This is a genomic window from Streptomyces sp. MMS24-W38 (assembly GCF_059889265.1).
Map to the genome: position 1 here is coordinate 3512669 of NZ_JCBCPP010000001.1, position 25618 is coordinate 3538286.

Consider the following 25618-nt stretch of genomic DNA (forward strand, 5'->3'; position numbering starts at 1 on the left):
GTGTCATATGCCGCGTTATGGGCAGTAGTTGGGCACGTCGGCGATGTGGCCGGGATGACGAACGTCACGCCCGCAGGGGTGCGGCCGCGTCATCGGCGTGGACCGGGTCACATGGCGCAGGTCACGGGTCGCTCAGTTCGCGTCCGCGTTCTCGCCGCTCTCGCCCTTCTTGATGCTCTTGTCGACCTTGCCGGCTTTGCCGGCCTTGTCGTCATTGCCGTTTTCGTCGGCATTCGGGTCCGGGCGGACCACCCCGAGGATCGGCATCGAACCGGCTCCCGCGATCGTGATCGCCCGTCCCGGGCGCGGGGCGTGGACGATGGCTCCGTCTCCGATGTACATGCCGACGTGGCTGGCGTCGTCGAAGTAGATGACGAGGTCGCCGGGCCGCATCTCCGTGACGGCGACGCGCGTCAGCTGCTTCCACTGTTCCTGCGAGGTGCGCGGGATGCCCTGCCCGCCCGCTCTCCACGCCTGTGAGGTCAGCCCCGAGCAGTCGTACGTCTTCGGGCCCTCGGCGCCCCACTCGTACGGCTTGCCGATCTGCGCGGTGGCGTACGCGACGGCCTTCCTGCCCTGCTCGGTCGCCTCCGCCCCGATGCCGTCGAGGACGCCGGAGTTCAGCCAGGCGGACTGGGCCTCCTCGGCGGCCCGCCGCTCCAGCTCGGCCAGCCGTTCCTTCTCCTCCTGCTCCAGCTCGGACTCGACCTTCTCGGCCGCCGCGATCTGCTTCTCGATCTTCTTCTGCGCCTCGGCCTTCACCTTGCGGCCCGCCTCCAGCTTCCGCCACTGGGCGTCGGCGTCCTGCGCGTACTGCTCCAAGTCCTCCTGGGTGCGCTTCATCTCACCGAGCAGGCCCTTGGTCGCGTGCTGGCCCTGACGGATCCGGCCCACACCGACGAGGAATTCCCGCGGGTCGTCGCTCAGCATCAGGTGGGCCTCGGGCGGGAGTCCGCCACCGCGGTACTGGGACGCGGCCGCGGCGCCCGCGCGGTCCTTCAACTCGTCCAGCTTCTCCCTGCCCTTGACGATCTTCTTGGCCAGCCGGGCGATCTCGGTGGACTGCTGCTCAGCCTTCTCCTCGGCGGCGTTGTACTCCTCGGTGGCCACCGCCGCGGCGCGGTAGAGCCTGTCGAGCTTCTTGCGCACGGCTTCGAGGTCCTTGGACGGCGCGACGTCGGAGCTCGCACTCGCGCTCGGCGCCGGGGGCGGCGGGGGAGTGGGGGCCGCGAACGCCGTGCCCGGCGCCGCCAGCACGGTGATCGCGCAGACCACGGCCACTGCCGCCGTGGTCAGCATGCGCTTGCCCGTCTCCATGACCCGCCCCCAAACTGATTAACCGTCAGTAACATCCTTCGTCAGGGGATGTTGCCATGCCGGCGCCCGAAGTGACAGAGGTGACGCTTCCCGGCCGCCCCTCCCTGTTATGGCGCTCGCCCCGTCGATGTGACGAACGACTCACGGAGATCGTTCCCGGAGTTCACCCCCGTGGCGCCAAGGCCTCCCACCGCACCGTGACTTCGCCCTGCCGCCACCGGGCCGGCCCGTCCGTCACCGGCCAGTCGGCGGTCAGATCCCGCACCGTACGGATCCAGCGCTGACGGGCACCGTACGAGGCGTAGGGCGCGGCGGCGGCCCAGGCGCGGTCGAAGTCGCGCAGGAAGGCGTGCACCGGTTCGCCGGGGACGTTGCGGTGGATGAGTGCCTTCGGCAGGCGTTCCGCCAGGTCCGAGGGGCGTTCCAGGGAGCCGAGCCGGGTCGCGAAGGTGACCGTGCGCGGTCCCTCCGGGCCGAGGGCGACCCATACGTGCCGCCGCCCGATCTCGTCGCAGGTCCCCTCGACCAGCAGTCCGCCGCGTGAGCCCCTCGCCGGTTCGGCCGGGGCGAGTCGCGCGCACAGCCGCTGCCAGACGGCGGCGACCTCGGCCTCGTCGTACTGGCGCAGGACGTTCGCCGCGCGGATCAGCGTCGGACGTCCGGGGAGCGGGACCTCGAAGCCGCCGTGCCGGAAGGCCAGCCCCTCACGTTCGTACGGGCGGGCCGCCGCGACCCGGGCCGGTTCGATCTCGACGCCGACCACGCGCGCGCGTGGGGCCACGGTGCGCAGGCGGTGCAGCAGTTCGACCGCCGTCCAGGGGGCGGCGCCGTAGCCGAGGTCGACGGCGACGGGGTGGTCGGTGCGGCGCAGCGCGGTGCCGTGCGTGGCCGCGATCCAGCGGTCCATGCGGCGCAGGCGGTTGGGGTTGGTCGTCCCGCGCGTCACCGTGCCCACGACGGGGGACCTCCGGGAGTGGGGGAGGGCGGCGGCGCGGGCGGTCATGCGTACGAGGGTATGCGGGCGGGCGAGCCCGCCGGGAATCGACCGGGGGCGCCGGACGACGGCCCCGCGCCTACGCACCCGGCACTCGAACGGTTGAGCGACATTCGGTAATGATTCGGCAAAGACCCGATCCGGAGAGGTCACCCGGAAATGGGAGCGGGCCCCTCCGGTGTTGGGGAGCTGGAGGGCCCGCACGCCCCCGAAAACCATGCCGGAAAGTCAGGCCCACAACGAGGAGGAACGCCACGTGAGCCAGTACATCGCCAGGCTCGGGCGGCGCTCCCCCGCCGCACCCCCGCGGCTGCGACTGCATCGCAGGCCCCGCCGCGTGGCGATGCTCTCCGTGCACACGTCCCCGCTGCACCAGCCGGGAACCGGCGACGCCGGCGGCATGAACGTCTACATCGTGGAACTCGCGCAGCGCCTCGCCGCGATCAACATCGAGGTCGAGATCTTCACGCGCGCGACCACCGCAGCCCTGCCGCCCTCCGTCGAACTCGCGCCCGGCGTCCTCGTCCGGCACGTCGACGCCGGCCCCTACGAGGGCCTGGCCAAGGAGGAGCTGCCCGCCCAGCTGTGCGCCTTCACGCACGGTGTGATGCACGCGTGGGCCGGCCACCGGCCCGGGTACTACGACCTGGTCCACTCCCACTACTGGCTCTCCGGCCACGTGGGCTGGCTCGCCGCCCAGCGCTGGGGCGTCCCCCTGGTGCACGCCATGCACACCATGGCCAAGGTCAAGAACGCCAACCTCGCCGTCGGCGACACGCCCGAACCGGCCGCCCGGGTCATCGGCGAGACCCAGATAGTGGCCGCCGCGGACCGGCTGATCGCCAACACCGCCGGAGAGGCCGAGGAACTCGTACAGCACTACTCGGCCGACCCGGACAAGGTCGCCGTCGTCCATCCCGGCGTCAACCTGTCCCGCTTCCGCCCGTCCGACGGGCGGGCCGCCGCCCGCGCCCGCCTCGGGCTGCCCCAGGACGCCCTGATCCCGCTCTTCGCGGGCCGCATCCAGCCGCTCAAAGCTCCCGACGTGCTGCTCCGCGCGGTCGCCGCGCTGCTCGACGAGCGCCCCGAGCTGCGCTCCCGGCTCTGCGTCCCCGTGGTCGGCGGCCCCAGCGGCAGCGGCCTCGCCAAGCCCGAGGGACTGCAGAAACTCGCCGCCCGCCTGGGCGTCGCCGACGTCGTACGGTTCTGTCCGCCGGTCGAGCAGGAACAGCTCGCGGACTGGTTCCGGGCCGCGTCCGTCCTCGTCATGCCCTCCTACAGCGAGTCCTTCGGCCTGGTCGCCATAGAGGCGCAGGCCGCCGGCACCCCGGTGCTCGCCGCCTCGGTCGGCGGCCTGCCGGTGGCCGTACGGGACGGACACACCGGCTTCCTCGTCCAGGGGCACGACCCCGAGGCCTACGCGCGCGTGCTGCTCGAATTCGCCGACCGGCCCGAGCTCGCCGACCGGATGGGCGAGGCCGCCGCCCGGCACGCCCGGTCCTTCGGCTGGGACAGGTCGGCCGCCGCCACGGCCGACGTCTACACGGCCGCGACGCAGGCCCACCGCCGTCACGTACGCTCCCAGCATGGCTGAAGCGGAACAGCGGCAGGCGGCGGCACAGGTCATCGAGGGCGTCCTCAAGGACGCCGAACTCGACTGGGAGAGCCCGGCGGCCGGCACGTACGTCGTGAAGCTCCCCGGCACCCGCAAACTGTCCACGACGGTCTCCCTCATCGTCGGCCGGCACTCGCTCTCCCTCAACGCCTTCGTCATCCGTCACCCCGACGAGAACGAGGCCGCCGTCCACCGCTGGCTCCTGGAGCGCAACCTCAAGCTGTACGGCGTGAGTTACGCCGTGGACCCGCTCGGCGACATCTACGTCACCGGCCGCTTCCCGCTGGCCGCCGTGATCCCGGACGAGGTCGACCGGCTGCTCGGGCAGGTCCTGGAGGCCGCCGACGGCAGCTTCAACACCCTGCTGGAACTGGGTTTCGCCACCGCGATCCGCAAGGAGCACGCCTGGCGGGTGTCGCGCGGGGAGTCGACGCGGAACCTGGACGCGTTCACCCGACTCACCGAGCGCCCCTCGGACGAGTAGGGACCGCGCAGGTCGCGGCAGGGCTACCGGCCTTCCGCTCGGTAGCGGCCCGGTGTGACTCCGACCAACTTCCGGAAGTGCCGGGTGAGATGGGCCTGGTCGTAGAAACCGGTGGTCACCGCGACCTCGCTCGGCGACCCCCCGTCGAGCAGCAGCCGACGGGCCCGGCCCACCCGGCGGGACAGCAGGTACTGGTGCGGCGCGATGCCGTAGGCGTGGCTGAACGCCCGTACCAGGTGCGCGGGATGAGCGGACAGCAGCCCCGCGGCCTCCGCCAGACCGAGCCCCTCCACGACCCGTGCGTCGAGCAGTTCGCGCAGCCGCCGGGCGAGGACGGGGTCCCGCCGGGGCGCCCGCGCGGCATCGTCCCGGGACCGCAGATGGGCCCGTAGCCGCTCCCCGACGAGCGTCAGCCTGCTCTCCGCCTCGAACTCGTCACCGGGTCCCACGAGTGCCGCGTGCACCTGCCCGACGCGCCGCCGCAGCAGGGGATCACGCAGGTCGGGCCGGTCGACGGCGGCCCCGATGAGGCCGTCCCCGAGGTGGGTGCCGTCGAGGTAGAGCACCCGCTTGCGGAAGCCGTCCGGGGTGGCGGGGGCGCCGTTGTGCGGGACATGGGGTGGCAGCAGCGACACGGTGTCGTGCGGGGTGCCGTGCTCGTGCCGGTCGAGGTCGTACCGCACGGCGCCGTCGTCGACGATCAGCAGCGTCCAGGCGTCGTGGACGTGCATCGGGTAGGCGTACCCGGTGAAGGAGGCGTGGAACACCTCCACGACGCCCGGGACCCGGGGCCGCCAGGCGGAAACGGTGCGCCGGGGGCGATCCGCGCGCGCTGCGGGCATGCAAACAACGTACAAGACCGGGACGTACGCCGATCGGCAGTCTCGAGGCATGAGCACTCGCTTCGACACGAAGATCGCCGTCCTGCTGCGCGAGGACCTGGAGACCTGGCAGCGCCTCAACGTCACCGCGTTCCTGATCAGCGGCCTGGGTACCCAGGTACCCGACCTGATCGGCGAGCCCTACGAGGACGCGGACGGCGTGCCCTACCTGCCGATGTTCCGCCAGCCGGTGCTGGTCTTCGAGGGCGCCAAGGAGACCCTGAAGGCGGCGCACACCCGCGCCCTCTCCCGCGCCCTGCCGCGCGCGCTGTTCACCTCGGACCTCTTCTCCACGGGCCACGACGAGGCCAACCGCGCGGCGGTCCGCGCCGTCGGCACCCCCGACCTGGACCTGGTCGGCCTGGCGGTCCACGGCCCGAGGAACGCGGTGGACAAGGTCCTGAAGGGGGCGAGGATGCACCCGTGAGACGGTGAGCGCATGCCGGTGCCATCGCCTCGCCCGCTCCTCTTCCTGACGTGGACGGCCCGCTGATCCCCTTCGGGGAGTGCAGGTGGGGCACGGCGGCCAGGGCTCTGCCGACGGTGGTCAGTTTGTCTTCGGCCTCTGCGCCGCGAGCGCGGCCGCGTGCTCCTCGGCGGTGACCGGGCCGTACTCCTCCTGGAGCCGGTCGGCCAGTCCCCGGAGCCGGTCACGGTCCCTCTTGAGGCGCAGCGCATCGGTGACGTACGCGGACAGTCCGCGTACGGCGGCCTTCTCGCGGATCTCCTCCAGGAGGTCCTCGGGGATCGTCGCGGTCACCTTCTTGGTCGCCGTACAAGCGACCGTACTCGTGGTATCGGCGCGCCTACCAGGTCGCGTCGGCCGGACGCGGGGCGCCCTGGAAGACCTGCGTGAGGTGCCAGGCGCGGTGCGGTGCCGCGACGGGGGCGGTTCCCGGCTGCGGGCCGATGAGGGGCCGTCCGGAGAGTTCGGTGACCTGCGCGCGGGCCGCGGCGCCGTGCCCGACGAAACGCTGTGAGACCAGGACGCGGTGGCCCTCGCCGACTCCGAGGACGCCCTTGTCGAAGAGCTTGTGGTGCAGCGAGCACAGGCACAGCCCGTTGTCGACGTCGTCCGGACCGTCGAACGCCCACCAGCGCACATGCGCCGCCTCCAGCCCCACGGGCACGCTCCCGATCCGGCCGTCGTAACCGCAGAAGGCGCACCGGTGCTCGTACGCGGTCAGCACCAGCTCCCGCATCCGGCGGTCCCGCTGCCGCCGGACGGCCGTGAGACGGGTCGTCTCCGCGGGTTCCAGCTCCAGGCCGACGGCCTCGCACAGTTCGCCGTGCAGCGAGGGCGGGAAGTTGGCGTCGAGCAGCACCTGTGCCATACGGCCGAGCAGCGACGGCTCCCGCCGCAACGCCACCCGCAACTCCGGTACGAGCCGTCCGGTGGCGCCGGTCGCGCGCAGCTCCCGCACCCCGGTACCGGGGCTACCGGCCCCGCGATCGCTCCGCACCTCCCACACCCCGTCGCTGACCAGGTGGTGGAACGGGTAGGCGGGCGTGGTCGGACGGGGCGGCCCGTACTCGGCCAGCAGCCGCTTCAGGTCCTCCTCGACCGCGCTGTAGGCCAACTCGCCTTCGGCGTCCTCCTGGAACCGGCCGAGGGCGTACAACAGGAGCAACGGCTTGTGCGGGGCCCGGACCCCGCTCCTGCTCCACTGCCTCAACTCCGCTGCGCGCTCTGCCCAGTCCATGGGCCGTGATCGTAACGGCGGTCCTGCGGCCCGGCATACGGTCGGACCGTATGCCGGGCACGTCCGGCGCCCAGATGCTCCGGCCGGCCACGCGGGCGAACGGAACGTCCCCGCCCGGTCAGGCTCAGTGGTTTCGGTCGCCGGTCCGTGTGCGGATGCGGCACGTCAGGGTGAAGACGACCAGGGCCGCCGTCGCGCCGAGTCCGGTGGCCAGCGCGTCACCGACGTACCGGCCCAGGTCCGGGCGCAGAAGGTCGACGGCCCCGAACAGGACGACGAACCCCGCGAAAGCCGCCGCGATCGCGGCCGGCCAGACGCGGTGACGCGTCCAGAACCACTGGACGAGCCCCATGCCCAGGAGGGGTGCGACCGCGAGGCCCGGCTCGTCCAGAGCGGCGAACACGGCGTACCCCAGGCCGCTGACCGCCCAGCAGGCCAGGGCCACGAGCAGGGCCTCGCCCCAGGAGACGCGCCGGTTCACACCCGCCGCCCCTCGCACGCCACCCGGCCGGTGCGGTGCTCCCGCCGCCGTCGGACCTCTCCGGCCAACAGGGGGAGGGCCGCCAGCGGCCCGGCGATCCAGCGGATCAGGTTCAACGTCCAGGTCGGTTCCTCACCGGCTGTCCGGCCCATCTCCCCCGCGGCGAGGCCCAACCCCAGCAGCGGGTAGCAGAGGCCCCGGGCGCGGACGAGCCACCCGGGTCCCCGCATGATCACCGGAGACTCCCGGGGCCGACGCAGAAACGTCCATCCCAGTCGTGTGCAACCCGCCGCCACGACCAGCATCAACACGCCCACGGCCATGTCCGCCGGCTCAGTCATGAATTCGAGCATCTGCCCCACCGCCTCACGCGCACCCGGTCAGGGCCGTGACCGACGTGACCGACGGCCCGATCGGAAATGATCACCCGTCATGATGATCGCTCGGCCGGGCCTCCGCACCCGCCCGGTACGGCAAAGAGGTCACGCCGCGGCCTTCCGGCATCCGGCAGCGCCGACCGCCCCCGACTCCGACGGATCACCACCGGCTCACGACCCGTCCCATATCCCCAGCCGCCTGAGCCGACGCTGCCGAAGCCGCTCCAAGACGGCCGTGAGCCCGAAGACAAGTCCCATGGGCAGCGCGAAGATCACGGCGAACAGAAGAGAACCGGGCTCTCCCTCGGGCGCTGTCAGCCAGAAGAGGAGCGTGAGGGGAACGGCCAGGCAGAGACCGACCCCGACCGGGTGACGGGCCACCCACTGCTGGAGCCGGGTCGGAGGCTGCTGCCCACCCAGGACCCGGTCCAGAGCCCAGAACGCCTTGCCCAGAGACCGCCACCACTTCGCCATGCCAGAAGAATAGGACAGCCGATCGACCGACCCCTCGGCCGTGAACTCATAGCCAGGCAAAGGCATTTCGGCTTTTTCGCGGGCCGTGAAATCACCGGTGACTCGCCAGGCCTCCACCGGCGACTCCCGTCGTCTTGGGACGGCAGCACGGTCGGCGGGAGCGGAACCCGGGGCGGCGGGGGCAGGGGCGTTTCCCGGAAGCGGGACGCGGAGGTAGTTCTTTCCCCGGTCCTTGGGAAGTTCAGCAGCCCACCGGTTTCTCGCGGACGAGGAACCGGCGGGCCGGGAAGAGGCGACGTGACCGGCACCCGGCCGCCTCAGATCCGGTGCGGGCCGGCCTTCAACTCCCCTATGAACGCCGCCCAGGAGCCGTCTGCGAAGCAGAGAGCGGGACCGTCCGGGGCCTTGCTGTCACGGACGGGGACGACGTCGGGGAATCCGGGGGCCACCTCCACGCAGTTGCCGCCCTCCTGATTGCTGTAGCTGCCCCTGCGCCAGGCGGCGCCGTTCTGATCGGGACGGGACGTTCGCTCCACGATGGTTGTCCTCCATCACGGTTCGGATCATGCCGAGCGACATGAGCGGGGGCAGAGCTGCCGCCCGCAGCCGATCGCAGGTCAGGGAGAACTTCCTCACCTCGTCCGGATCCTCGATGAGTTGGCCGTAGTGCGCCCCTTCGGTGTAGGCGACCTCTGAACCGTCCGGCAGGGTGAGGACCGTGAGCGAGCCGCCCAGTTCGCCTCCACACCCTGCGGCGCGCGGCTCGCCCGGCGCCTCGCCGTGCGGTGCATGGAGGAGTGGGGGCACCCGTCGGCCTCGGACGTGTCGTGCACGGTCGCCCTGGTCGTCGGCGAACTCGCCGCGAACGCCGTGCGGCACGGCCGCGTCCCGGGGCACGACTTCCGTCTCCGCCTCGTCCTCGACGAGGCGGCGGGCCTGGTGCGGATCGAGGTCGCCGACGCCGCCGCGAAACGGTCACCGGCGGCTTCGCCCTCCTCGTGTCCCGACGGCGAGTCCGGCCGCGGCCTGCTCCTGGTGGACGTCCTGGCCGAGCGCTGGGGCTGGGAGCCCCGGGAACCCGTGGGCAAGACGGTCTGGGCGGAGATGGCGATCACCGGGCCCGCCGACCACGGGGAGTGCCTTCCGCCCTACAACCATTGAGCATGTCTATGCGTCCAATGTCCGAGATCTCAAGATCGCAGTTACCGCAGTTGCAGACACCTGCGACGCCCTTACCGGACAACGGAGAGTCATGCGCGCCCCACGCACCGTCCTCGCCACCGCGGTCGCCCTCGCGGCAGCGGTCTGCACCCCGCTCCTCACCGCACCCACGGCGGCCGCGGCCCCCGCCAAGCTCGCCGACGACTTCAACGGCGACGGCTACCGCGACTTCGTCATGCTCGGCGGGACACACGGCAAGGACGGCCGGGTCACCGTCGTCTACGGCACGTCGACCGGCCCCGGCACGCGCGTCCAGACGATCCACCAGGACTCGCCCGGCATACCCGGCGTGGTGGAGAAGGAGGACGCCTGGGGATTCGCCGCGACCAGTGCCGACCTCGACCGCGACGGTTACGCCGACCTGGTCGTCGCCTCTCCGGGGGAGGCGGTGGGCGACATCCGGATGCGCGGGGGACTGACCGTGGTGTGGGGCGGAGCCAAGGGACTCGGCTCGGGCACCGTCTTCCACTCGCCCATCGCACCGGAGTACGCGGGCTCGGGCGACCAGTTCGGGCTGGACGTCGTGGCCGGCGACTTCGACGGCGACGGCGACCAGGACCTCACCGCGATCAGCGACAGCCGGGCCGGCGTGATCCTCCTCAAGGGCCCCTTCACCCGCGCCGGCGGAAAGAGCGGCTGGCAGTCCCTCGGCGGCGACTACGGCTACCTGCACGCCTCCCAACTGGCGGCGGGCCGGGTCGACGCGGGTACCGCCACCGACCTGTACATCCTCGGCGACGATCTCCAGGAAGGACGCGGCGACGTCGACCTGAGCGCCTACTTCCACCGCGGCGGCAGCTCCTTCGCCCGGCGCGCGCACGAGATACACGTACCGGACGACGGCGGCCACCAGCTCGGCGGCGGCCCCGTCACCGCCATCGGCGACTTCGACAAGGACGGCTACGGCGACCTCGCCATCGGCCGCGGATACGAGCAGCCGGACGGGGAACGCGGCTATGTCACGGTCCACTACGGCGGTTCCTCCGGCCCGAACACCTCACGCAAGCCGGTGAAGTTCACGCAGAACACGGCGGGCGTGCCCGGCACCTCGGAGAAGGAGGACTACTTCGGCGCGGCCATCGCGGTGGGCGACGTCAACGGTGACGGATACGCGGACCTGGCCGTCGGCGCTCCGGGCGAGGACCTGGCGGGCAAGCGGCAGGGCGGGTCGGTCACGGTCCTGCTCGGCCGAGCGGGCGGCCTGTCCGGCACCGGGGCCAAGGCGTACCACCAGAACACCTCCGGCATCGCGGGGGCGATCGAGAACGACGACTACTTCGGCCGGAACCTCAAGCTCACCGACTACACCCGCGACGGCCGCGCCGACCTGGTCGTCGACACGAACGATCAGCTGGACAACACCCGTTGGGGAATGGTCCACCTGCTGAAGGGCTCGAAGACCGGCACCACCGGCACCGGTTCGAAGACGTTCACGGTGAAATCGCTCAAGCTGTCGTACAAGAACCTCGGCGGCCCCTTCCCGCACTGACGGCCGAGGACCGCCTGCCCCACGGCATCCGGCAGGCGGTCCGGTCCGCCTTCAGGGAGCAGAGCACTTCCAGCTTGCTGCGGACGCGTTCACACGACGGGCTCGCCGATGCCCAGCAGGTTCCCCTCGCTGTCGCGGAACCAGACGGCGCGTTCGCCGCGGGCGCCCTTGCTCGGGTAGTTCCCCTCGATCTCGGCGATCCCGTCCTCCGCCGTCCGGAACCCCGGCAGGTCGACCACCTCGAACACCACGCCGCGCCGCCTCAGCTCCGTTACGACCGCTTCGACGTCGTCGACCTGCCACCCCATCTGCGTGAAGGCCCCGGACGAGGCCCCCGCCGACCGGAACACGGCGAACTCCGTACCGCCGCACCGGTACAGCAGTCCGCCCGGCCGCTCGTCGACGGGCTCCAGACCGAGCTTCTCGGAGTAGAAACGCCGCGCCCGCTCCAGATCCTGGGCCGGCAGCCTGGTCGCCACGCGTCCCCGTGCCAGAAGATTCCTGCCCTCTGCCTCCATGCCTCCCCACTGTGCCGTGACCGGCGGCCGATCGGACGGAAGGCAGGCAGGGCGGACGGGGGACCTACGTCTTGAAGGCGTCCGCGTGCTCCACGGCTCACAGGGGCGTTCACATCATCTGAGCGTCTGAGTAGGCGTACTCATGTGGGGCGAGGTCCGAGGCCGCATGCTGTTGTCTCCCATGCGGTGGACGGACGAGGGGCGACAGCCGGGACGGCGGTGGGGATGAAGCGTGCAAGCAGGCCGTCGGTCGGTCAGCAGGCGGGAGTCGGCGCGGCGCTGCTTCTGATCGACCTGATGGTGATCGCCTGGCTGCTGTACGGCTACGGGATGACGGGATGGTCCGACGGCTACGACACCCCCGACCCATCGGATGCCCCTGGGGTCGCCCGGCAGGCGATGTGGCTCCTGGCCGGGGGCGCGGTGGTCACGGGCGGTGGCCTGCTCGCCTTGGGATGGCGCATCCCCGGCACAATGCAGCTCCTGCTCCTGCTCCTGGGCGGCGGAGCGGGGCTGTTCGCCCTCTTCGCCACACCATGACGGGCACTCGCAGGATCGTCCTGCGGACCCTCGACCACTCCGGGTGGCGGAAACAGTGCACCGCCCCTGCCCCGGCGGTCAACCCGACTCGGTGGACCGGGTCATCCAGGCGAAGGCGTCTGCTGTTCGAGGAGCCGGCGATCCGGTCCGCCCCCAACCTGCTGCCCGGTGTTCCCCGTGGTTCCCCGCTTCTTCCGGCACGGCTATGGCACGGGCTTCAGTCGCCCGCGAACCACAGGTAACTGCCTGGGGTGTCCACGCACTGCTCAAGTATCGCCGCGAGGTCGTCCAGTGCGGCGAGCTGACGATCCTCTCCGCATCGCTGCTTCAGTTGGGGGATCTCCTGAAGGGCGACTGCGGCCTCCTGCTCATTCATCAACGTGTCCCCGTACGGGTCGATGGCGGTGAGCCGGCCGGATACTCCGAGGAGTTGGAGTGAGCCGAGCGCATCGGCCAACGCCTCGCCGTGCCCGTAGGAACTCCGCAGGAGCGTTGCGCGGGACTTCCGCCCCGTGCGGGTAGGCCGCGTCGAGTGCAGTTCCAGATCAATCCCCATGCTCCATGATGCACACGCTGTGCTGCTGCACAGCCGGAGACGACCGACGGCAGCCGCGACCTCGCTTCACCGGCCACCGTGCTGAGCCGCGGCTGATCGGCCGCTCAGGTTCGGCGCCGACCGCCGCTGTACGCGCCTGCTGGTGTCAGCCGCTGATGTCGTCCACCACGAGTGCCTTGGCGGATGCGCCCCGTCGGTCACTCGAGCAGGCTGGGTGGCATCCCGGAGCTGTTCGCGCCGGCGCCACGCGAAGGTGTCAACGGCACGTTGAGGAAGCGCGTGTCACGCTTCTTCCAGGGCTTCCCCGAACTCGCGCAGCACTTTGCCGTGGCGGCTGCGGGCGAGTTCGTGCCCAACGCCTATGGCGAGCGCGATGGGCCACTCGATGAGTTCGAGTGCCGCGAGGAAGCCGAGGCCCGCGAGGAATGCGAGCTGGTCCATGGGTGGCAGTTCGAGCCGCCGGTCGCCTATGTGGACGGTCACCGTATTGCTTGAGACGACGTGTTCGGCTGCGGCGCGGGGCCCGGGGGGCCTCGTGATCGGAATCGGCGCACCGGAAGGCGCGGTGCTGGGGTCCGTCCTGCTTGCTTGCGTGGCCATGTCATATTCCGTTTCATCGGCCGGTGCCGGGCATCCGCTCGATGTCCTTCTCCCACGCTAGCTCCATACGGTCTGGTGCCCTGGTTCGGAAGAGCGCGTAACCGGATGCGGCGTGAACTGGTGCGACGCTGACCTGCGTGTTTCCGGGCAGCGCTCTGTCGTTCCCCGGGGCTCCCCGTTCCGTCGGGCACGTCAGGGGCACGGCGTCACTCGTGGATCAGGCGAGATCGAGCGGCGAGGCGGAGGTCGGTGGCGACACGGAAGCGTTCCAGAACCGCCGGCGTCGTGACGTCCACGACGAAGTCGGGCACCTCGATGATCGCGACCGGATGATCATCCGAGTCGATGACCACCGAACGGTTCCCGGCCTTCTGGTTTCGCGGTCCACAGACGGTCGGAGCATCGGGGTCGTGTTGTGGGTCCCGTGCGGCAGGATCCAGGGGGTGTGGCGAGGCGGCCGTTGCCGTACGGGGTTGTCGGTGGCGCGTACTAACGTGCCCGCAGCATCCCGTCGATCTTTGTACGCCTGAGGAGCCTCGATGCCCGGAGACGCACCCGAACTGCCCGCGAAGGACCTGCGCACCCTGATACCGGAGTACGCGGCCCTTGCCCGGGAAACCACCCTCCTCAACCCGGAACCCGGCAACCCCGGCGTGCGGGAGAGCTCGCTGGGAGGCGGGCTGCTGTGGCCCGCGGATGAGCCGTGGCCGTACTGCGCGCAGGAGGACCACTGGACGTACGGGTTCGACGGGCACAAACACACCGAGATCGTCCCGGGCGCGGTGCCGATGGTGCCGATCCTCCAACTGTTCGCCCGGGATGTGCCGGGGTCGGAGTTCCCGGAGGGGAAGGATCTGCTGCAGCTGGTGTGGTGCGCGCTGACGCATGATCAGGATCCCGGGCCGGTGATGCCGCAGCTGTACTGGCGCAACGAGACGGAGGTCGTGGCCGGCGGGCTGCTGTCCGAGATCCCCGGGGTGGGTGAAGGGGAGTACGACGAGGACAACATGCCGGAACCGTCCACGTTGTCCCCGACGGTCGCGGAGGACTTTCCGAGGTCGCTCGATCTGCCCGAGGACATGCGGAAGACCTGGGAACCTCGTTTCCGGTTGCCGATGGGCGGCTCCGTGTGGCCACCCGACTCCAACATCATCGGGACCAAGGTCGGTGGCTGGCCCGCCTGGACGCAGCCTGCCGACTGGCCGGACTGCGAGAGCGGACACCGCATGGAGCACCTTCTGACCATCACCGGCGACATACAGTTGGGCGACTGCGGCGGCGTCTACTTCTTCCATTGCCGCCAGTGCCCCGGCCTCCCGTGGGACTGGCGCTTCGACTGCCACTGACTGCCACGGTGCCCTCCGGCACCCCCTCACCGGCCTCAGCCACGCCTTCGGGACGCCGACCGGCGGGTCGCTTCGTGGCGACCTCGACAGAGTCGGAGAGTTCTTCACTCAAGGGGCATACCCGGTGGGTCAGGCAAGAGAGGGCAGCCGTGGCCACGGAGAGCAGGCGAGCAGCGCAGTCCGTTCGCCGGGGAAAGGTCATGACCGCGCTGTCGAAGGTGTTCGCGCTCAGCCCCGCAGGGCTCAATTGGCCGAGAGCGGTGGCGTTCCTGGACGTCGGGCTGGTGCCGATGCGTCTTCTGGGCGATCGGGCATGAGCAGTACCTTCTCAGTGCTTTGTTCGGCCTGCTGTTCGTGGCGCTGGCTGACCCTGGAGGCGGCTACGGACACCGCGCGCTCTGCACCGCCGTCTTCGCGCTGACCGGCGCCGGGGTGACCGCGCTGGCCTTTGGCGTCGGGGCAGGCGCCTGGGGCTGGCTGGTCCTCGCATCTTTCGTGGTCACGCCGGCGGCCGGGCCGGCGACTGCATTCGGGGTGCGCAGATTCGTCAACACCCCGCTTCTCGACATCTGGTTCATCGTCGCCGTCGGATTCGAGTGCAGCCTCCACAAGGTGGGCCACATCACCAGCTGCACCGGGGCTCAGGTGCTCTCCTGGACCGGAGAGGGGGCCGCCGCGGTTCGCTCAGTCGGGTCACTGGGATCCGGCCCATCGTGATGGGAACGCAAGCACAGCGCAATGCTGAGCGTCAAGGCACCTTCTGTCTGCTTTTTCCATTCGGCTAAGTTTGCTCGCATTCCACTTGACGGTTGACTTGGTCGCTGAAAGCGCCGCCGAAGCGGGCAGGTAGCCTCTTGAGCATCGCGACATTTCTCTGCGCTTGCCGCGTTTCACCGGTGACGTGGGAGGATTCTTCCTCTGTCCCTCCAGGGGAAAGCGAGCGGGAACTGGGTGATCGTTTTCATGATAGAGTTTCAATGAATTCGCAGGGCGCCACGAAAAAAAGGGGAATGGCGTGAACACCGAGAAGGTCACGGCTCGACGTCTTACGGCCGAAGAGGTTTCGGAGTTGGGTCTCCAGGACGGAATCTTCGTCTCGGCAGAGATGGACGGCCTTCCTCTCGACTGCTATGCCCCGGCTTCTCTTACGGAGCCGGGTAAGGATTTTGAGGGAGGTTCCTTCATCGCGAGGACGATCTTCGGTCAGGAAATCCGTGTTCTCCCGGACAATGCCGAGGAGCCTGGGATCTGGGTTGCCGACGAGGCAGGGGAAGAAATCGAGGTTCTTCAGAATGCCGGCGTCCTCCTGAATCTCGCCCTCTTCGTGCCCAACGGGAACAAGGAATCTCTGGAGTCGCTCTACTCCGCCGCCCGGGACGCCTTCGGCGCGGGGATCGTCCAGCGCTGGAACGAGGAAGTCCTCGCGGTGCCGGATGTCAAGGTCGACTTGTTCGAGGAGCCGGCCCGGGGTCGGAAGAACGCGAACGGCCAGAACCGGGACCGCCGCGCCTTGGACATCTACCCGACCCGAGTGCGATTCATGGAGCCCAGCGATGGCTGGAGGTTCATTGTCGAACCGCACAAAGAGATCGTCGATGAGACACCGACGATCTGACCTGATGGCAGGTTAGCCTCTGCCTTTCGCGGGAGCCCGTCAGCTTGCTGACGGGCTCTTCTTCGTCTGTCGGGGCGTGTGGGCGGGCCGCCGGCCCGATTGTCGCCTTGGGCGGGCGCCGGGTTCCATGCTTCCGGTGGGGCGGGTCAGGCTCGTCGAGGCGGATGGATCTGCTGGTCGACCGGAGTTCTGGAAGGCGTCGAGTCGTTCGGTCGCGCTGGTGATGACGTCGGTTCAGGCCCAGTGGCGGGTGAATCCCGGTTCCTCGTACGACAGTTAGCCGTCGAGTCCGGGGTCGGCGACCAACAGACGGATGAATGCGTTGGCTTGGGCGCATGCTGCCAGTGCCAGGGAGTGGCGAGTTGGCTCTCCGGTGTTGGTTCGTCGCCCCGATCCCGGCGTTGGTTCCGGAGGTTCATCGCCCCGTACAACCTGGCCTGCTCGGTCGATGACTGCGAACTGGTGATCTCGGAACGGGTGACCGACGCCATCCACTACGGGCAGGCGGACGAACCGTGGCTCGTGCGGGTGGAGGGGTTCCGGGAGCAGGCTTCGTACCGGGCCGAGGTGCACAACCCCGGCTTCCCGGCGAACGTGAGGCTCTGGTGCCCCGACGCCGACGACGCGCATGGAAGCGGGTTGCTGCTTGTCGACTTGATCATTGCTGTCAGAAGGTGATGTCAGGAAAAGGCGACCCCTTGGCACACGGCCCGCTCGCACTCAGCACTTCTCCTGCAGCACGTTGTAGAAGTTGTCGGCGAACTCATCCTCCGACTCCGCTGATGGATACGAAGGGATGTGGATGGGGTGCTGTGGGTCGTGCGCGCGGTAAGCCTCGCAGTACTCCTGGCGCTGCTCCTGGCTGCTCGCGTACCAGGCGCCTTCTGCCGCCGACCTGGGTGGCGGCAGATCGGTCTTTTCCTGCGCACACCCTGCGAGCAGGGCGGCAGACGAGAGAACCACGGCGGCTACAGGTGCGAGTCTCATATGTTCCCTGGTTGTGAGGCCGGTGGAGTCTCAACGGCCGAGTCGAGCCGGTGGGGCGCCACCCGTCGGTTGAGGGCGACGCCCTGCCTGGGACGGGTTCGAGCCGCATCCTCATCAGGTCGACCATCACGGACCCCGGCACTGGAATTCGGCAGTCGCGCGGTGTTGGAGTGGCCGCCGGGGTCCGCTTTGATGCGCGTTCGTTTACCGCTGTAGGTGTCAGCCGCTGATGTCACTTGACGCGTGCCGAGTGCCCTGACTTTCCGGCATCGGCTGCGGTCGGTCGCTGTCAGTACTGGTGTCCGCTCCTCGGCGTCGGAACAGGAGCCGGATGCCGCGCGTGAAAAGGACGAACACCGTCCGGACGGCCATGAACACGGTGGTGAGGGCGAGCGCACGGGCGATCACGTCAGAGACCGTGGTCCACGGATCGGGTACACCGAGGAGGAGCGGGAGCTCCCCGATCGCTACGGTCAGCCCGAACATGAACGGCAGCCACTCCCAGTGAGTCCGTGAGCGCCACCTCACTGCTGTCTGCCGTCTGTGCCGACGCCGACGAGTTGCCCGGCTGAGGATGACGCTCAGAACGATCATCGAAACGGGCGCCCATAGGTCCCACCAGTGCACGGTGAGCTGCACCGCTCCTCCCCCCTGCGGTTCTGAGGCCTGTCCATACGGGCGGTGAGCCTATCGCGCGGTCGGCGGAGCGGCTTCGGAGTGAGTGATCATGGCCCCGTGAGCTTCCGGAGCGTCGGGCAGCCTGTGGGCCTGTCCGTCACTGACTTCGGCGTTGTGAGGTCAGGGCGGTGTTCATGAGCGGTTGAGTGGTCACCGTCGGTCGTCGTGGGCCACTGTCGAGCGGCCTCGGACGGCTCAGGGACCGCCCGGCCTTGACCGGTGCGGGGCCACGTTCGGCTGACGACGGTGACCCGTCTGAACCTCAGCCGACGACGGTCAGCCACGCCGACGGAGAAGTCACCGGACTGACCGCGGATCTTCAGCAAATGTGGTCCAGGCTTCAACGGGGGCAACTGGACCCACAGACCGCAACCTACGGTCAGCACGGTTCCATCCCAACCGGTGCGGTCAAGCCCGGTTGATCCGGGCAGCGATCCCATGACCGATCAGCAAATAGATAACGGCCGGGAGACCGTAATTGAGGACAACGCGCAGGCCTTCTGTGTCCATCGTGAAAATGTCTCGTGCCCACCCGGACAGCCAGTCCGCCGTTCCGTGCACAAATTCAACGAAGGGATTCGCCTGGTTCGCGTCGAGCAGGTAGAGCACGATCCACAGGCCCAGCAGACCTGCCGCAACGTCGGCGATCGTGCAGATCGTGAGGGCTGCGCGCCGCGCAGTGGCCTCGTTGCGCGCGGTACGGTCGGGCCTCGGGGGCTGGTCGTACGTCTGGTACCCGGCAGCCGGGTCGATGTTGTTCACAACAATTTCCGATCTGACGCTGTTCTGTCGGCAGGGCCGGCCCAGGTAGCGAGAGTCAGCCTCGGCCTGTGGCCTGTTTCCACATAGCTCTGCGTCGTGTGAGCGCCATTGCGTTACACGCGGTTTGCTGCAGCACCACATATGGCAGCCTGTTCGGGCACGTGCCTAAATGTTTGTCAGCGAGGTACATTTCGGGCCGCATGGAAAAGCCGTCCAGACATGACCGTCCCTGCGTAGAACTCGTCACACGATCTTGTTGAGGTTCCCTGGACGGGGGTGACCGGTCTGACGATGCGGTCGTGGCGGGTGGCCGGGACGACGCGTACCACCACCGCGAAGACCTGCTCGTCGCCGGTCTCGCCGAGTCCGGCGAGCTCGTCCTCGAAGGTGTCGAGGGCTGCGTAGGACAATCGGGCGGTGAGGCGCCCCTTGAATCGTGACCGCTCTCTTGAAGAGCTTGAACGCGACCGCTGGCCGGCCCCGTCGGCCGACGCCACCCGTCTTGTCGCTACTGCACACGCCTTGCGGCGTCGGCCGATCGGCGAGCTGACCGTCGAGGACATGCGTTTGTTGATCGGGCAGGACATAGGACTGCCCTATCTCCTGCCGCTGGCACTGGAGGTGCTGCGGGAGAACCCGATGGCAGAGGGGGACATGTACGAAGGTGATCTGCTGTCCGCAGTCCTCACCAGGAACCCGGCGGTCTGGACCGGTTCTTCCGAACTGGACCGCGAGCTTGGCGTGATCGTCTCAGAGTTGACCGACCTGCCGCCTGACCTGCGACAGAAGGCTGAGCGGTTCCTGGCTCCATGAAGCACCGGCACGGGATGTCGCCCATGGACAGGCAGACCGGCGCAGTGGAGAAGCCGGGCGGGGCTCGGCGGCCCAGGGGCGGCCTCAGTGCAGCGAGAAGCCCCCTGCCGACGGAAGAACCGCAGGCAGGGGGCCCATTCGTGCGGGCTTACTTCTTCTTGCCCTGGTTCTTGACCGCCTCGATGGCGGCCGCGGCCGCGTCCGGGTCGAGGTAGGTGCCGCCCGGGACGACCGGCTTGAAGTCGGCGTCGAGCTCGTAGGAGAGGGGGATGCCCGTCGGGATGTTCAGGCCCGCGATGTCGGCGTCGGAGATGCCGTCGAGGTGCTTGACCAGGGCGCGCAGGCTGTTGCCGTGGGCGGCGACCAGGACCGTGCGACCGGCCAGGAGGTCGGGGACGATCGAGTCGAACCAGTACGGGAGCATCCGGACGACGACGTCCTTCAGGCACTCCGTGCGCGGGCGCAGCTCCGGCGGGAGGGTCGCGTAGCGCGGGTCGTCGAACTGGGAGTACTCGGCGTCGGTGTCCAGCGGGGGCGGCGGGGTGTCGTAGGAGCGGCGCCACAGCATGAACTGCTCCTCGCCGAACTCCGCGAGGGTCTGCGCCTTGTCCTTGCCCTGGAGGGCGCCGTAGTGGCGCTCGTTCAGGCGCCAGCTGCGGCTGACCGGGATCCAGAGGCGGTCGGCGGACTCCAGCGCCAGCTGCGCGGTGCGGATGGCGCGCTTCTGGAGGGACGTGTGGACCACGTCGGGCAGCAGGCCGGCGTCCTTGAGCAGCTCACCGCCGCGCGTCGCCTCCTTCTCGCCCTTCGGAGTGAGGTTGACGTCCACCCAGCCGGTGAACAGGTTCTTCGCGTTCCACTCGCTCTCGCCGTGGCGGAGGAGGATCAGCTTGTACGGTACGTCGGCCATGGGTCCGAGCGTAATCGAAGCCGTGAGCGGGCCGTGCCCCCGCTCGCTGGGCGGACGGCCGGCGGGACCCGTTAATCGAGTGGAGGACTCCTCCGGTTCCTCTGTAAGGTGTGATCACCTTTTCAGGTGCTTACATCGGGGGGTTGCGTGGTGTCCGTCGTCCGTGTCCGGCGTGCGGTGCGGGAGACCGTGTCCGGGTTGCCCCCGGCGTTCTGGTGGCTGTGGACCAGCACCCTCGTCAACCGGCTCGGTGCCTTCGTCGCCACCTTCATGGCGCTCTACCTCACCCTCGACCGCGGCTACTCCGCCACCTACGCCGGTGTCGTCGTCGCCGTGCACGGCCTCGGCGGGGTGATCTCCTCGCTGGGCGCCGGGGTGATGACCGACCGGATCGGCCGGCGGCCCACGCTGCTCATCGCGCAGGCCTCCACCGCCGTGTCCGTGGCGGCCCTCGGCTTCGTGCGCGACCCCGTCTCCATCGCCGCCGTCGCCTTCCTCGTCGGCATGGCCGGCAACGCGTCCCGGCCCGCCGTCCAGGCGATGATGGCCGACATCGTCCGGCCCGAGGACCGTATCCGCGCCTTCTCCCTCAACTACTGGGCCATCAACCTCGGCTTCGCCGTCTCCGCCACGGCCGCCGGGTTCATCGCCGAGTACAGCTACCTCGCCGGGTTCCTCATCGAGGCCGCGATGACCATGGTGTGCGCCGTCGTCGTCTTCGTGAAGCTCCCCGAGTCGAAGCCCGTGCGGAGTGCCGAGGAGGCGCGGGAGGACTCCGTGGGGCTGGGGACCGTCCTGCGGGACGGGCGGTTCATGGGGGTCGTCGGGCTCTCCTTCCTCGTCGCGCTGGTCTTCCAGCAGGGGTCCGTCGGCCTGCCCGTCGCGATGGGCGCGGCCGGGTTCACCCCGGCCGACTACGGCATGGCCATCGCGGTCAACGGTGTGCTGATCGTCGCGCTGCAGATTCCGGTGACCCGGTTCATCGAGCACCGGGACCCCGGACGGCTGCTGGTGATCTCCTCGCTCCTCGCCGGGTACGGCTTCGGCCTCACCGCCTTCGCCGGGTCGGTCGGCGTCTTCGCCCTCACCGTCTGCGTGTGGACGCTCGCCGAGATCGTCAACGCGCCCACCCAGACCGGGCTGGTCGTCCAGCTGTCGCCGGCCCACGGGCGCGGGCGCTACCAGGGCATGTACACCATGTCCTGGGCCGTCGCCGCGCTCGTCGCCCCGCTGATGTCGGGGTTCGTCATCGACCGGCTCGGGGCGCGGTGGCTGTGGGGCCTGTGCGCCGTCATCGGCACCGTGGCCGGACTCGGGTACGGGCTGCTGATGCGGCGCCTGTCTGTCGAGGAGACCGCGACCGACGCGGGGGAGGCCGGCGGGGGCAAGGCCGGCGGGGGCAAGGCCGGCGGGGTTCAGCAGACGCCGGAGGTCAGTGCTCCCTGAGGGGCGCCGCCTCCGGCGGGGTCGGGTCCGCCTACTGCACCGACAGCGGCACCGCGTGGATCTCGTCGGCCTTGTGGCCGGTGCGCTCGTGAACGCGTTGCACCGCTTCGGCGGAGGGTGCCTCCGAGAGGCAGTAGATCGTGCCGGACTCCGGGTCCGCCCAGGCCTGCCGGAAGTAGACGCTCTCTTCCTCCTGTATCGCGAGGTCGGCCTCATGCGCCTGCCGCAGCTGGTCCGCCGTGATGCCCTGCATGCCGTGGTGGATGTCCATGAACTGGGTCACGGCCTCGCACCTCCTTCCCACTCCGGGCCGTACGTACCGACTCGGGGCGTACGTACTTCCATGCTGCGCCCGCACCGGCCGCCCGGCATGCCGAAGGCCCCGGCGGTCGCCGGGGCCTTCGGGACGGGTGTTCCAACGAGCGACGAGCAACCAGCGGGCGTGCTCAGCACTGGCAGGGGCTGCCCGACTGGCAGCCACAGCTGCAGCCGGAGCCGCAGCCGCACGCGGCGACCAGGGTCAGACTCCTGATCTCGGCGGGCTGCTCCGTCTCCCGCTCCTGCGTGGGATCGGGCGTCGTGCCGGGGGAGCTGGGGGAATCGGCCATGGGTCCCTCCTCGAGACTGGCGCCGTGCCTGTGCCCATTGGATGCCCGCTCCAGCGGGCGCATCAACGGCGCATTGGGGCTCATGTGCGCCCTCGGCCGATTCCCGCGCCCCCCTCACGCCGTCCGGTCAGGCTTCCTGCGCCCCCGGCACCGGCTGGATGTCGGGCTGGATGTCCGGCTGGATCTCGTCCGCGTGCTCGCCCGTGACCAGGTAGACCACCCGCTTGGCGACCGAGACCGCGTGGTCGGCGTAGCGCTCGTAGTAGCGGCCCAGCAGCGTCACGTCGACGGCCGTCTCGATGCCGTGCTTCCAGCGGTCGTCCATCAGGTGCTGGAAGAGGGTGCGGTGCAGCAGGTCCATCTCGTCGTCGTCCTGCTCCAGCTGGAGCGCCAGGTCGACGTCCTTGGTGATGATCACCTCGGCCGCCTTGGCCATCAGGCGCTGGGCCAGCTGGCCCATCTCCAGGATGGTCGCGTGCAGGTCCTGCGGAACCGCGCGCTCCGGGAAACGCAGCCGGGCCAGCTTCGCCACGTGCTGCGCCAGGTCGCCGGACCGCTCCAGATCGGCCGACATGCGCAGCGAGGTCACGACGATCCGCAGATCGGTCGCCACCGGCTGCTGGCGCGCCAGCAGGGTTATGGCACGGGCCTCCAGGTCGTGCTGGAGCTCGTCGACCTTCTGGTCGCCCTCGATCACGTGCTCGGCGAGCTTCAGGTCGGTGTCGAGGATGGCCGTCGTGGCGCGCCCGATCGCCGACCCGACCAGCCGGGCCATCTCCACCAGACTGTCGCCGATCGAATCCAGTTCCTCGTGGTACGCGTCCCGCATCAGGGTTCCTCTCATGCGTCTACTCGGGGCTTCGGGAGCCGGACTCCCGCGGGGTTCCGGGGCGGGTGCTCCGCCACGCAGTCGACGGCGCGAACCCCGCGCGACCGACGGTGCGAAACCCCACGCTCCCACGTTCCGATCCTTACGCGTCCGGTTCCGCCACCCCAAATGAACCATCCCTGGCTCCAAGGTGAACTCTGAGCGACGAGTGTTCGAGCTTGCCCTCTCGTGGCTGTGGCCACCGGTCGGCGCATGCCTAACCTGGACACATGGACGTGAACGCGGCGGTCGCCGCAGCGGCGGCGATCGCCGGAGTGCTCACCGGAGCCTTCGCCGTGCTGGCGTTCCGCTTCAGCGAGCGCGAACAACGGCGCCCCACGCGTTCCTCGCTGCACACGGACCCGGTGCTTCCGCCGGGCGTGGACACCGTGCTGTCCGTGCTGCGCTCCTCCGCCGTCGTCCTGGACGAGGCGGACGGCGTGGTCAAGGCCAGCTCCGCCGCGTACGCCCTCGGGCTGGTCCGCGGCGGCAAGCTCGCCGTGGAACCCATGCTGCAGATGGCCCGCGACACCCGGCGGGACGGCGAGATACGGCAGGTCGAACTGGATCTGCCCCGCCGTGGCACCGGGCGCGGCGAGGCCCTCGCCGTCTCCGCGCGGGTGGCGCCCCTCGGCTCCCGGCTCGTACTGCTGCTCGTGGAGGACCTCACCGAGGCCCGTCGCATCGAGGCGGTACGGCGCGACTTCGTCGCCAACGTCAGCCATGAGCTCAAGACCCCCGTCGGCGCGCTCTCCCTGCTCTCCGAAGCCGTCATGGACGCCTCCGACGACCCCGAGGCCGTGGAGCGCTTCGCCGGCCGGATGCAGGGCGAGGCCACCCGCCTCACCAATCTGGTGCAGGAGCTCATCGACCTCTCCCGCGTCCAGAACGACGACCCGCTCGAGGACGCCGAACCCGTCCCCGTGTACGAGCTGGTCGCCGAGGCCGTCGACCGCTGCCGCCACGCGGCGGGCACCAAGCAGATCACCATGGCCTCGAACGTGTGGGCGCCCGGCGGGCCCGAAAGGACCGAGGGGCTCGAAGGAGCCGGTCAGGAGGGCGGTGGGCCCCAGGCGGGTACCGTCGACCTGCGCGTGTGGGGCAACCGCGGCCAGCTCGCCGCAGCCCTCGGCAACCTCGTCGAGAACGCCGTCAACTACTCACCCGCCCGCACCCGCGTCGGCATCGCGGCCCGCAGGGTCGCCCAGCAGGGCGGGGACCTGATCGAGATCGCCGTGACCGACCAGGGCATAGGAATCTCCGACAAGGAGAAGGAGCGCGTCTTCGAGCGCTTCTACCGCGTCGACCCGGCCCGCTCCCGTGCCACGGGAGGTACGGGTCTGGGCCTCGCGATCGTCAAGCACGTGGCCGCCTCGCACGGCGGGGAGGTCACGGTGTGGAGCGCCGAAGGCCAGGGCTCCACGTTCACCCTGCGACTCCCCGAGGCCGCCGCGGCCCCCACCCGCGGCGGCGGCCTCGGCGGCCCCCCGTCGTCCCACCAGGACGAACCCGAAGGCCTCGACGGCGAGGCCGGACGGTCCGCTTCCTCATCCCCCCGATCCCCCCACGCTTCCGATTCATCCGCGTACGAAACGCTTCCCTCCCCGGAGGTCCTTCCGTGACCCGAGTGCTCGTCGTCGAGGACGAGGAGTCCTTCTCCGACGCCCTGTCGTACATGCTCCGCAAGGAGGGCTTCGAGGTCGCCGTCGCGGCCACGGGGCCCGACGGCCTCGACGAGTTCGAGCGCAACGGCGCCGACCTCGTCCTCCTCGACCTGATGCTGCCCGGCCTGCCGGGCACCGAGGTGTGCCGCCAGCTGCGCGGCCGTTCCAACGTCCCCGTCATCATGGTGACCGCCAAGGACAGCGAGATCGACAAGGTGGTCGGCCTGGAGATAGGCGCCGACGACTACGTCACCAAGCCGTTCTCCTCGCGCGAGCTGGTCGCCCGTATCCGCGCCGTGCTGCGCCGCAGGGGCGAGCCCGAGGAGGTCGCCCCCGCCGCCCTGGAGGCCGGCCCGGTCCGCATGGACGTCGACCGGCACGTGGTCACCGTGGGCGGCACCAAGGTCGACCTGCCGCTCAAGGAGTTCGACCTGCTGGAGATGCTGCTGCGCAACGCCGGGCGCGTGCTGACCCGGATGCAGCTCATCGACCGGGTCTGGGGCGCCGACTACGTGGGCGACACCAAGACCCTCGACGTCCACGTCAAGCGGCTGCGCGCCAAGATCGAGCCGGACCCGGGCGCGCCGCGCTACCTGGTGACGGTCCGGGGGCTGGGCTACAAGTTCGAGCCCTGAGACCCCGGCCGGGCCACGGCGGCCGTTGCCCGGCAC

Annotated in this window: 32 protein-coding genes and 4 pseudogenes; 15 read left to right on the plus strand and 21 right to left on the minus strand. The window is 69.9% G+C overall.

What is annotated here, in order from left to right; genetic code table 11:
* Positions 1 to 132: 132 nt before the first annotated feature.
* A complete protein-coding gene (locus tag AC6F7H_RS14865; protein ID WP_500757461.1) occupies positions 133 to 1317 on the minus strand; it encodes a C40 family peptidase in 1185 nt (394 codons plus the stop codon).
* Positions 1318 to 1480: 163 nt separating this feature from the next.
* Positions 1481 to 2320 carry a class I SAM-dependent methyltransferase gene (locus AC6F7H_RS14870; RefSeq protein WP_500757462.1) on the minus strand — a complete coding sequence of 280 codons (840 nt, stop codon included), beginning with the start codon at positions 2318 to 2320 and terminating at the stop codon, positions 1481 to 1483.
* A 247-nt stretch (positions 2321 to 2567) separates the two neighbouring features.
* Between AC6F7H_RS14870 and mshA the strand changes: the two genes are divergently transcribed.
* Complete coding sequence (gene mshA / locus AC6F7H_RS14875) at positions 2568 to 3905, plus strand: D-inositol-3-phosphate glycosyltransferase (RefSeq protein ID WP_500757463.1); 1338 nt, start codon at positions 2568 to 2570, stop codon at positions 3903 to 3905.
* Positions 3898 to 4410: a type III secretion system chaperone family protein gene (locus AC6F7H_RS14880; protein ID WP_500757464.1), complete on the plus strand. Its 513-nt coding sequence runs from the start codon at positions 3898 to 3900 to the stop codon at positions 4408 to 4410. Before mshA ends, AC6F7H_RS14880 begins: the two co-directional genes overlap by 8 nt.
* 23 nt (positions 4411 to 4433) lie before the next feature.
* Here AC6F7H_RS14880 and AC6F7H_RS14885 read toward each other — a convergent pair whose 3' ends face one another.
* The gene (locus AC6F7H_RS14885) at positions 4434 to 5252 is read right to left on the minus strand and encodes a helix-turn-helix transcriptional regulator (protein WP_500757465.1); all 819 of its coding nucleotides are present in this window, start codon (positions 5250 to 5252) and stop codon (positions 4434 to 4436) included.
* On the opposite strand from AC6F7H_RS14885, the gene AC6F7H_RS14890 reads away from it, so the two are divergent.
* On the plus strand, positions 5251 to 5718 hold the full coding sequence (locus AC6F7H_RS14890) for a DUF2000 family protein (protein WP_500757466.1): 468 nt from the start codon (positions 5251 to 5253) through the stop codon (positions 5716 to 5718). The genes AC6F7H_RS14885 and AC6F7H_RS14890 overlap by 2 nt on opposite strands.
* A 120-nt stretch (positions 5719 to 5838) precedes the next feature.
* On the opposite strand, the gene AC6F7H_RS14895 is transcribed toward AC6F7H_RS14890, so the two are convergent.
* The 7 genes and pseudogenes from AC6F7H_RS14895 to AC6F7H_RS14925 all read right to left on the minus strand — a co-directional run.
* Positions 5839 to 6051: a hypothetical protein gene (locus tag AC6F7H_RS14895; protein WP_500757467.1), complete on the minus strand. Its 213-nt coding sequence runs from the start codon at positions 6049 to 6051 to the stop codon at positions 5839 to 5841.
* Between the two features lie 46 nt (positions 6052 to 6097).
* On the minus strand, positions 6098 to 6994 hold the full coding sequence (locus AC6F7H_RS14900) for a phosphorothioated DNA-binding restriction endonuclease (RefSeq protein WP_500757468.1): 897 nt from the start codon (positions 6992 to 6994) through the stop codon (positions 6098 to 6100).
* A 124-nt stretch (positions 6995 to 7118) separates the two neighbouring features.
* Positions 7119 to 7475, minus strand: a complete 357-nt coding sequence (locus AC6F7H_RS14905) for a hypothetical protein (protein WP_500757469.1) — start codon at positions 7473 to 7475, stop codon at positions 7119 to 7121.
* On the minus strand, positions 7472 to 7816 hold the full coding sequence (locus AC6F7H_RS14910; protein ID WP_500757470.1) for a hypothetical protein: 345 nt from the start codon (positions 7814 to 7816) through the stop codon (positions 7472 to 7474). Before AC6F7H_RS14910 ends, AC6F7H_RS14905 begins: the two co-directional genes overlap by 4 nt.
* 207 nt (positions 7817 to 8023) lie before the next feature.
* The gene (locus AC6F7H_RS14915) at positions 8024 to 8326 is read right to left on the minus strand and encodes a hypothetical protein (protein ID WP_500757471.1); all 303 of its coding nucleotides are present in this window, start codon (positions 8324 to 8326) and stop codon (positions 8024 to 8026) included.
* A gap of 317 nt (positions 8327 to 8643) precedes the next feature.
* Positions 8644 to 8862 carry a DUF397 domain-containing protein gene (locus tag AC6F7H_RS14920; RefSeq protein WP_500757472.1) on the minus strand — a complete coding sequence of 73 codons (219 nt, stop codon included), beginning with the start codon at positions 8860 to 8862 and terminating at the stop codon, positions 8644 to 8646.
* A gap of 82 nt (positions 8863 to 8944) precedes the next feature.
* Positions 8945 to 9133: pseudogene (locus AC6F7H_RS14925) on the minus strand (hypothetical protein); the annotation flags it as partial.
* On the opposite strand from AC6F7H_RS14925, the pseudogene AC6F7H_RS14930 reads away from it, so the two are divergent.
* Both AC6F7H_RS14930 and AC6F7H_RS14935 read left to right on the plus strand, forming a co-directional pair.
* A pseudogene (locus tag AC6F7H_RS14930) lies at positions 9053 to 9487 on the plus strand (ATP-binding protein); the annotation flags it as partial. The pseudogenes AC6F7H_RS14925 and AC6F7H_RS14930 sit on opposite strands and share 81 nt — an antisense overlap.
* A 91-nt stretch (positions 9488 to 9578) precedes the next feature.
* Positions 9579 to 11036, plus strand: coding sequence for an FG-GAP and VCBS repeat-containing protein (locus tag AC6F7H_RS14935; protein WP_500757473.1), 1458 nt, complete (start codon positions 9579 to 9581; stop codon positions 11034 to 11036).
* Positions 11037 to 11125: 89 nt separating this feature from the next.
* Here the strand turns inward: AC6F7H_RS14935 and AC6F7H_RS14940 are convergent, their stop codons facing one another.
* The gene (locus AC6F7H_RS14940) at positions 11126 to 11554 is read right to left on the minus strand and encodes a VOC family protein (protein ID WP_500757474.1); all 429 of its coding nucleotides are present in this window, start codon (positions 11552 to 11554) and stop codon (positions 11126 to 11128) included.
* A gap of 225 nt (positions 11555 to 11779) precedes the next feature.
* On the opposite strand from AC6F7H_RS14940, the gene AC6F7H_RS14945 reads away from it, so the two are divergent.
* Positions 11780 to 12094 (plus strand): hypothetical protein, encoded by a 315-nt coding sequence (locus AC6F7H_RS14945; RefSeq protein WP_500757475.1) that lies wholly within the window; start codon positions 11780 to 11782, stop codon positions 12092 to 12094.
* A 217-nt stretch (positions 12095 to 12311) separates the two neighbouring features.
* Here AC6F7H_RS14945 and AC6F7H_RS14950 read toward each other — a convergent pair whose 3' ends face one another.
* From AC6F7H_RS14950 to AC6F7H_RS14960, 3 genes are all read right to left on the minus strand, one after another.
* Entirely contained in the window at positions 12312 to 12650 is a 339-nt protein-coding gene (locus AC6F7H_RS14950; RefSeq protein WP_500757476.1) for a hypothetical protein, read from the minus strand.
* A 282-nt stretch (positions 12651 to 12932) separates the two neighbouring features.
* Positions 12933 to 13091 (minus strand): hypothetical protein, encoded by a 159-nt coding sequence (locus AC6F7H_RS14955; protein WP_500757477.1) that lies wholly within the window; start codon positions 13089 to 13091, stop codon positions 12933 to 12935.
* A 365-nt stretch (positions 13092 to 13456) separates the two neighbouring features.
* A complete protein-coding gene (locus AC6F7H_RS14960; protein WP_500757478.1) occupies positions 13457 to 13603 on the minus strand; it encodes a hypothetical protein in 147 nt (48 codons plus the stop codon).
* Between the two features lie 186 nt (positions 13604 to 13789).
* On the opposite strand from AC6F7H_RS14960, the gene AC6F7H_RS14965 reads away from it, so the two are divergent.
* The 3 genes from AC6F7H_RS14965 (at position 13790) to AC6F7H_RS14975 (ending at position 16211) form a co-directional block, all read left to right on the plus strand.
* Entirely contained in the window at positions 13790 to 14596 is an 807-nt protein-coding gene (locus AC6F7H_RS14965; protein ID WP_500757479.1) for a YwqG family protein, read from the plus strand.
* A gap of 336 nt (positions 14597 to 14932) precedes the next feature.
* Complete coding sequence (locus tag AC6F7H_RS14970; protein ID WP_500757480.1) at positions 14933 to 15313, plus strand: hypothetical protein; 381 nt, start codon at positions 14933 to 14935, stop codon at positions 15311 to 15313.
* Positions 15314 to 15611: 298 nt separating this feature from the next.
* The gene (locus AC6F7H_RS14975; protein ID WP_500757481.1) at positions 15612 to 16211 is read left to right on the plus strand and encodes a hypothetical protein; all 600 of its coding nucleotides are present in this window, start codon (positions 15612 to 15614) and stop codon (positions 16209 to 16211) included.
* A gap of 279 nt (positions 16212 to 16490) precedes the next feature.
* Here the strand turns inward: AC6F7H_RS14975 and AC6F7H_RS14980 are convergent.
* Positions 16491 to 16603: pseudogene (locus tag AC6F7H_RS14980) on the minus strand (DUF1152 domain-containing protein); the annotation flags it as partial.
* A 25-nt stretch (positions 16604 to 16628) separates the two neighbouring features.
* On the opposite strand from AC6F7H_RS14980, the pseudogene AC6F7H_RS14985 reads away from it, so the two are divergent.
* Positions 16629 to 16871 (plus strand): annotated as a pseudogene (locus tag AC6F7H_RS14985) (ATP-binding protein); the annotation flags it as partial.
* Between the two features lie 60 nt (positions 16872 to 16931).
* Here AC6F7H_RS14985 and AC6F7H_RS14990 read toward each other — a convergent pair.
* Positions 16932 to 17174: a hypothetical protein gene (locus AC6F7H_RS14990; RefSeq protein WP_500757482.1), complete on the minus strand. Its 243-nt coding sequence runs from the start codon at positions 17172 to 17174 to the stop codon at positions 16932 to 16934.
* Positions 17175 to 18284: 1110 nt separating this feature from the next.
* Complete coding sequence (locus AC6F7H_RS14995; RefSeq protein WP_500757483.1) at positions 18285 to 18638, minus strand: hypothetical protein; 354 nt, start codon at positions 18636 to 18638, stop codon at positions 18285 to 18287.
* A 299-nt stretch (positions 18639 to 18937) separates the two neighbouring features.
* On the opposite strand from AC6F7H_RS14995, the gene AC6F7H_RS15000 reads away from it, so the two are divergent.
* Positions 18938 to 19078 (plus strand): hypothetical protein, encoded by a 141-nt coding sequence (locus tag AC6F7H_RS15000; protein ID WP_500757484.1) that lies wholly within the window; start codon positions 18938 to 18940, stop codon positions 19076 to 19078.
* Positions 19068 to 19451, plus strand: a complete 384-nt coding sequence (locus AC6F7H_RS15005) for a contact-dependent growth inhibition system immunity protein (RefSeq protein ID WP_500757485.1) — start codon at positions 19068 to 19070, stop codon at positions 19449 to 19451. Before AC6F7H_RS15000 ends, AC6F7H_RS15005 begins: the two co-directional genes overlap by 11 nt.
* Before the next feature lie 148 nt (positions 19452 to 19599).
* Here AC6F7H_RS15005 and AC6F7H_RS15010 read toward each other — a convergent pair whose 3' ends face one another.
* A complete protein-coding gene (locus AC6F7H_RS15010; RefSeq protein WP_500757486.1) occupies positions 19600 to 20361 on the minus strand; it encodes a phosphoglyceromutase in 762 nt (253 codons plus the stop codon).
* A gap of 150 nt (positions 20362 to 20511) precedes the next feature.
* On the opposite strand from AC6F7H_RS15010, the gene AC6F7H_RS15015 reads away from it, so the two are divergent.
* The gene (locus tag AC6F7H_RS15015) at positions 20512 to 21807 is read left to right on the plus strand and encodes an MDR family MFS transporter (protein WP_500757487.1); all 1296 of its coding nucleotides are present in this window, start codon (positions 20512 to 20514) and stop codon (positions 21805 to 21807) included.
* Between the two features lie 31 nt (positions 21808 to 21838).
* Here the strand turns inward: AC6F7H_RS15015 and AC6F7H_RS15020 are convergent, their stop codons facing one another.
* The 3 genes from AC6F7H_RS15020 to phoU all read right to left on the minus strand — a co-directional run bounded on the left by AC6F7H_RS15020 (position 21839) and on the right by phoU (position 23244).
* The gene (locus AC6F7H_RS15020) at positions 21839 to 22090 is read right to left on the minus strand and encodes an SCO4226 family nickel-binding protein (RefSeq protein WP_202278323.1); all 252 of its coding nucleotides are present in this window, start codon (positions 22088 to 22090) and stop codon (positions 21839 to 21841) included.
* A gap of 163 nt (positions 22091 to 22253) precedes the next feature.
* Positions 22254 to 22415, minus strand: coding sequence for a hypothetical protein (locus AC6F7H_RS15025; RefSeq protein ID WP_363034073.1), 162 nt, complete (start codon positions 22413 to 22415; stop codon positions 22254 to 22256).
* Between the two features lie 127 nt (positions 22416 to 22542).
* Positions 22543 to 23244, minus strand: a complete 702-nt coding sequence (phoU, locus tag AC6F7H_RS15030) for a phosphate signaling complex protein PhoU (RefSeq protein WP_500761826.1) — start codon at positions 23242 to 23244, stop codon at positions 22543 to 22545.
* A gap of 269 nt (positions 23245 to 23513) precedes the next feature.
* On the opposite strand from phoU, the gene phoR reads away from it, so the two are divergent.
* Complete coding sequence (phoR, locus tag AC6F7H_RS15035) at positions 23514 to 24905, plus strand: two-component system sensor histidine kinase PhoR (RefSeq protein ID WP_500757488.1); 1392 nt, start codon at positions 23514 to 23516, stop codon at positions 24903 to 24905.
* Between the two features lie 5 nt (positions 24906 to 24910).
* A complete protein-coding gene (phoP, locus tag AC6F7H_RS15040; protein WP_465269179.1) occupies positions 24911 to 25582 on the plus strand; it encodes a two-component system response regulator PhoP in 672 nt (223 codons plus the stop codon).
* The last annotated feature ends 36 nt before the right edge of the window (positions 25583 to 25618 follow it).

Bases quoted from the DNA above. Each gene is read 5' to 3' on its own strand.
- AC6F7H_RS14865 (WP_500757461.1), bottom strand. From the start codon at position 1,317: ATGGAGACGGGCAAGCGCATGCTGACCACGGCGGCAGTGGCCGTGGTC.
- AC6F7H_RS14870 (WP_500757462.1), bottom strand. From the start codon at position 2,320: ATGACCGCCCGCGCCGCCGCCCTCCCCCACTCCCGGAGGTCCCCCGTC.
- AC6F7H_RS14880 (WP_500757464.1), top strand. From the start codon at position 3,898: ATGGCTGAAGCGGAACAGCGGCAGGCGGCGGCACAGGTCATCGAGGGC.
- AC6F7H_RS14890 (WP_500757466.1), top strand. From the start codon at position 5,251: ATGCAAACAACGTACAAGACCGGGACGTACGCCGATCGGCAGTCTCGA.
- AC6F7H_RS14885 (WP_500757465.1), bottom strand. From the start codon at position 5,252: ATGCCCGCAGCGCGCGCGGATCGCCCCCGGCGCACCGTTTCCGCCTGG.
- AC6F7H_RS14900 (WP_500757468.1), bottom strand. From the start codon at position 6,994: ATGGACTGGGCAGAGCGCGCAGCGGAGTTGAGGCAGTGGAGCAGGAGC.
- AC6F7H_RS14910 (WP_500757470.1), bottom strand. From the start codon at position 7,816: ATGACTGAGCCGGCGGACATGGCCGTGGGCGTGTTGATGCTGGTCGTG.
- AC6F7H_RS14915 (WP_500757471.1), bottom strand. From the start codon at position 8,326: ATGGCGAAGTGGTGGCGGTCTCTGGGCAAGGCGTTCTGGGCTCTGGAC.
- AC6F7H_RS14935 (WP_500757473.1), top strand. From the start codon at position 9,579: ATGCGCGCCCCACGCACCGTCCTCGCCACCGCGGTCGCCCTCGCGGCA.
- AC6F7H_RS14940 (WP_500757474.1), bottom strand. From the start codon at position 11,554: ATGGAGGCAGAGGGCAGGAATCTTCTGGCACGGGGACGCGTGGCGACC.
- AC6F7H_RS14945 (WP_500757475.1), top strand. From the start codon at position 11,780: ATGAAGCGTGCAAGCAGGCCGTCGGTCGGTCAGCAGGCGGGAGTCGGC.
- AC6F7H_RS14950 (WP_500757476.1), bottom strand. From the start codon at position 12,650: ATGGGGATTGATCTGGAACTGCACTCGACGCGGCCTACCCGCACGGGG.
- AC6F7H_RS14955 (WP_500757477.1), bottom strand. From the start codon at position 13,091: ATGGACCAGCTCGCATTCCTCGCGGGCCTCGGCTTCCTCGCGGCACTC.
- AC6F7H_RS14965 (WP_500757479.1), top strand. From the start codon at position 13,790: ATGCCCGGAGACGCACCCGAACTGCCCGCGAAGGACCTGCGCACCCTG.
- AC6F7H_RS15010 (WP_500757486.1), bottom strand. From the start codon at position 20,361: ATGGCCGACGTACCGTACAAGCTGATCCTCCTCCGCCACGGCGAGAGC.
- AC6F7H_RS15025 (WP_363034073.1), bottom strand. From the start codon at position 22,415: ATGGCCGATTCCCCCAGCTCCCCCGGCACGACGCCCGATCCCACGCAG.
- phoU (WP_500761826.1), bottom strand. From the start codon at position 23,244: ATGCGGGACGCGTACCACGAGGAACTGGATTCGATCGGCGACAGTCTG.
- phoR (WP_500757488.1), top strand. From the start codon at position 23,514: ATGGACGTGAACGCGGCGGTCGCCGCAGCGGCGGCGATCGCCGGAGTG.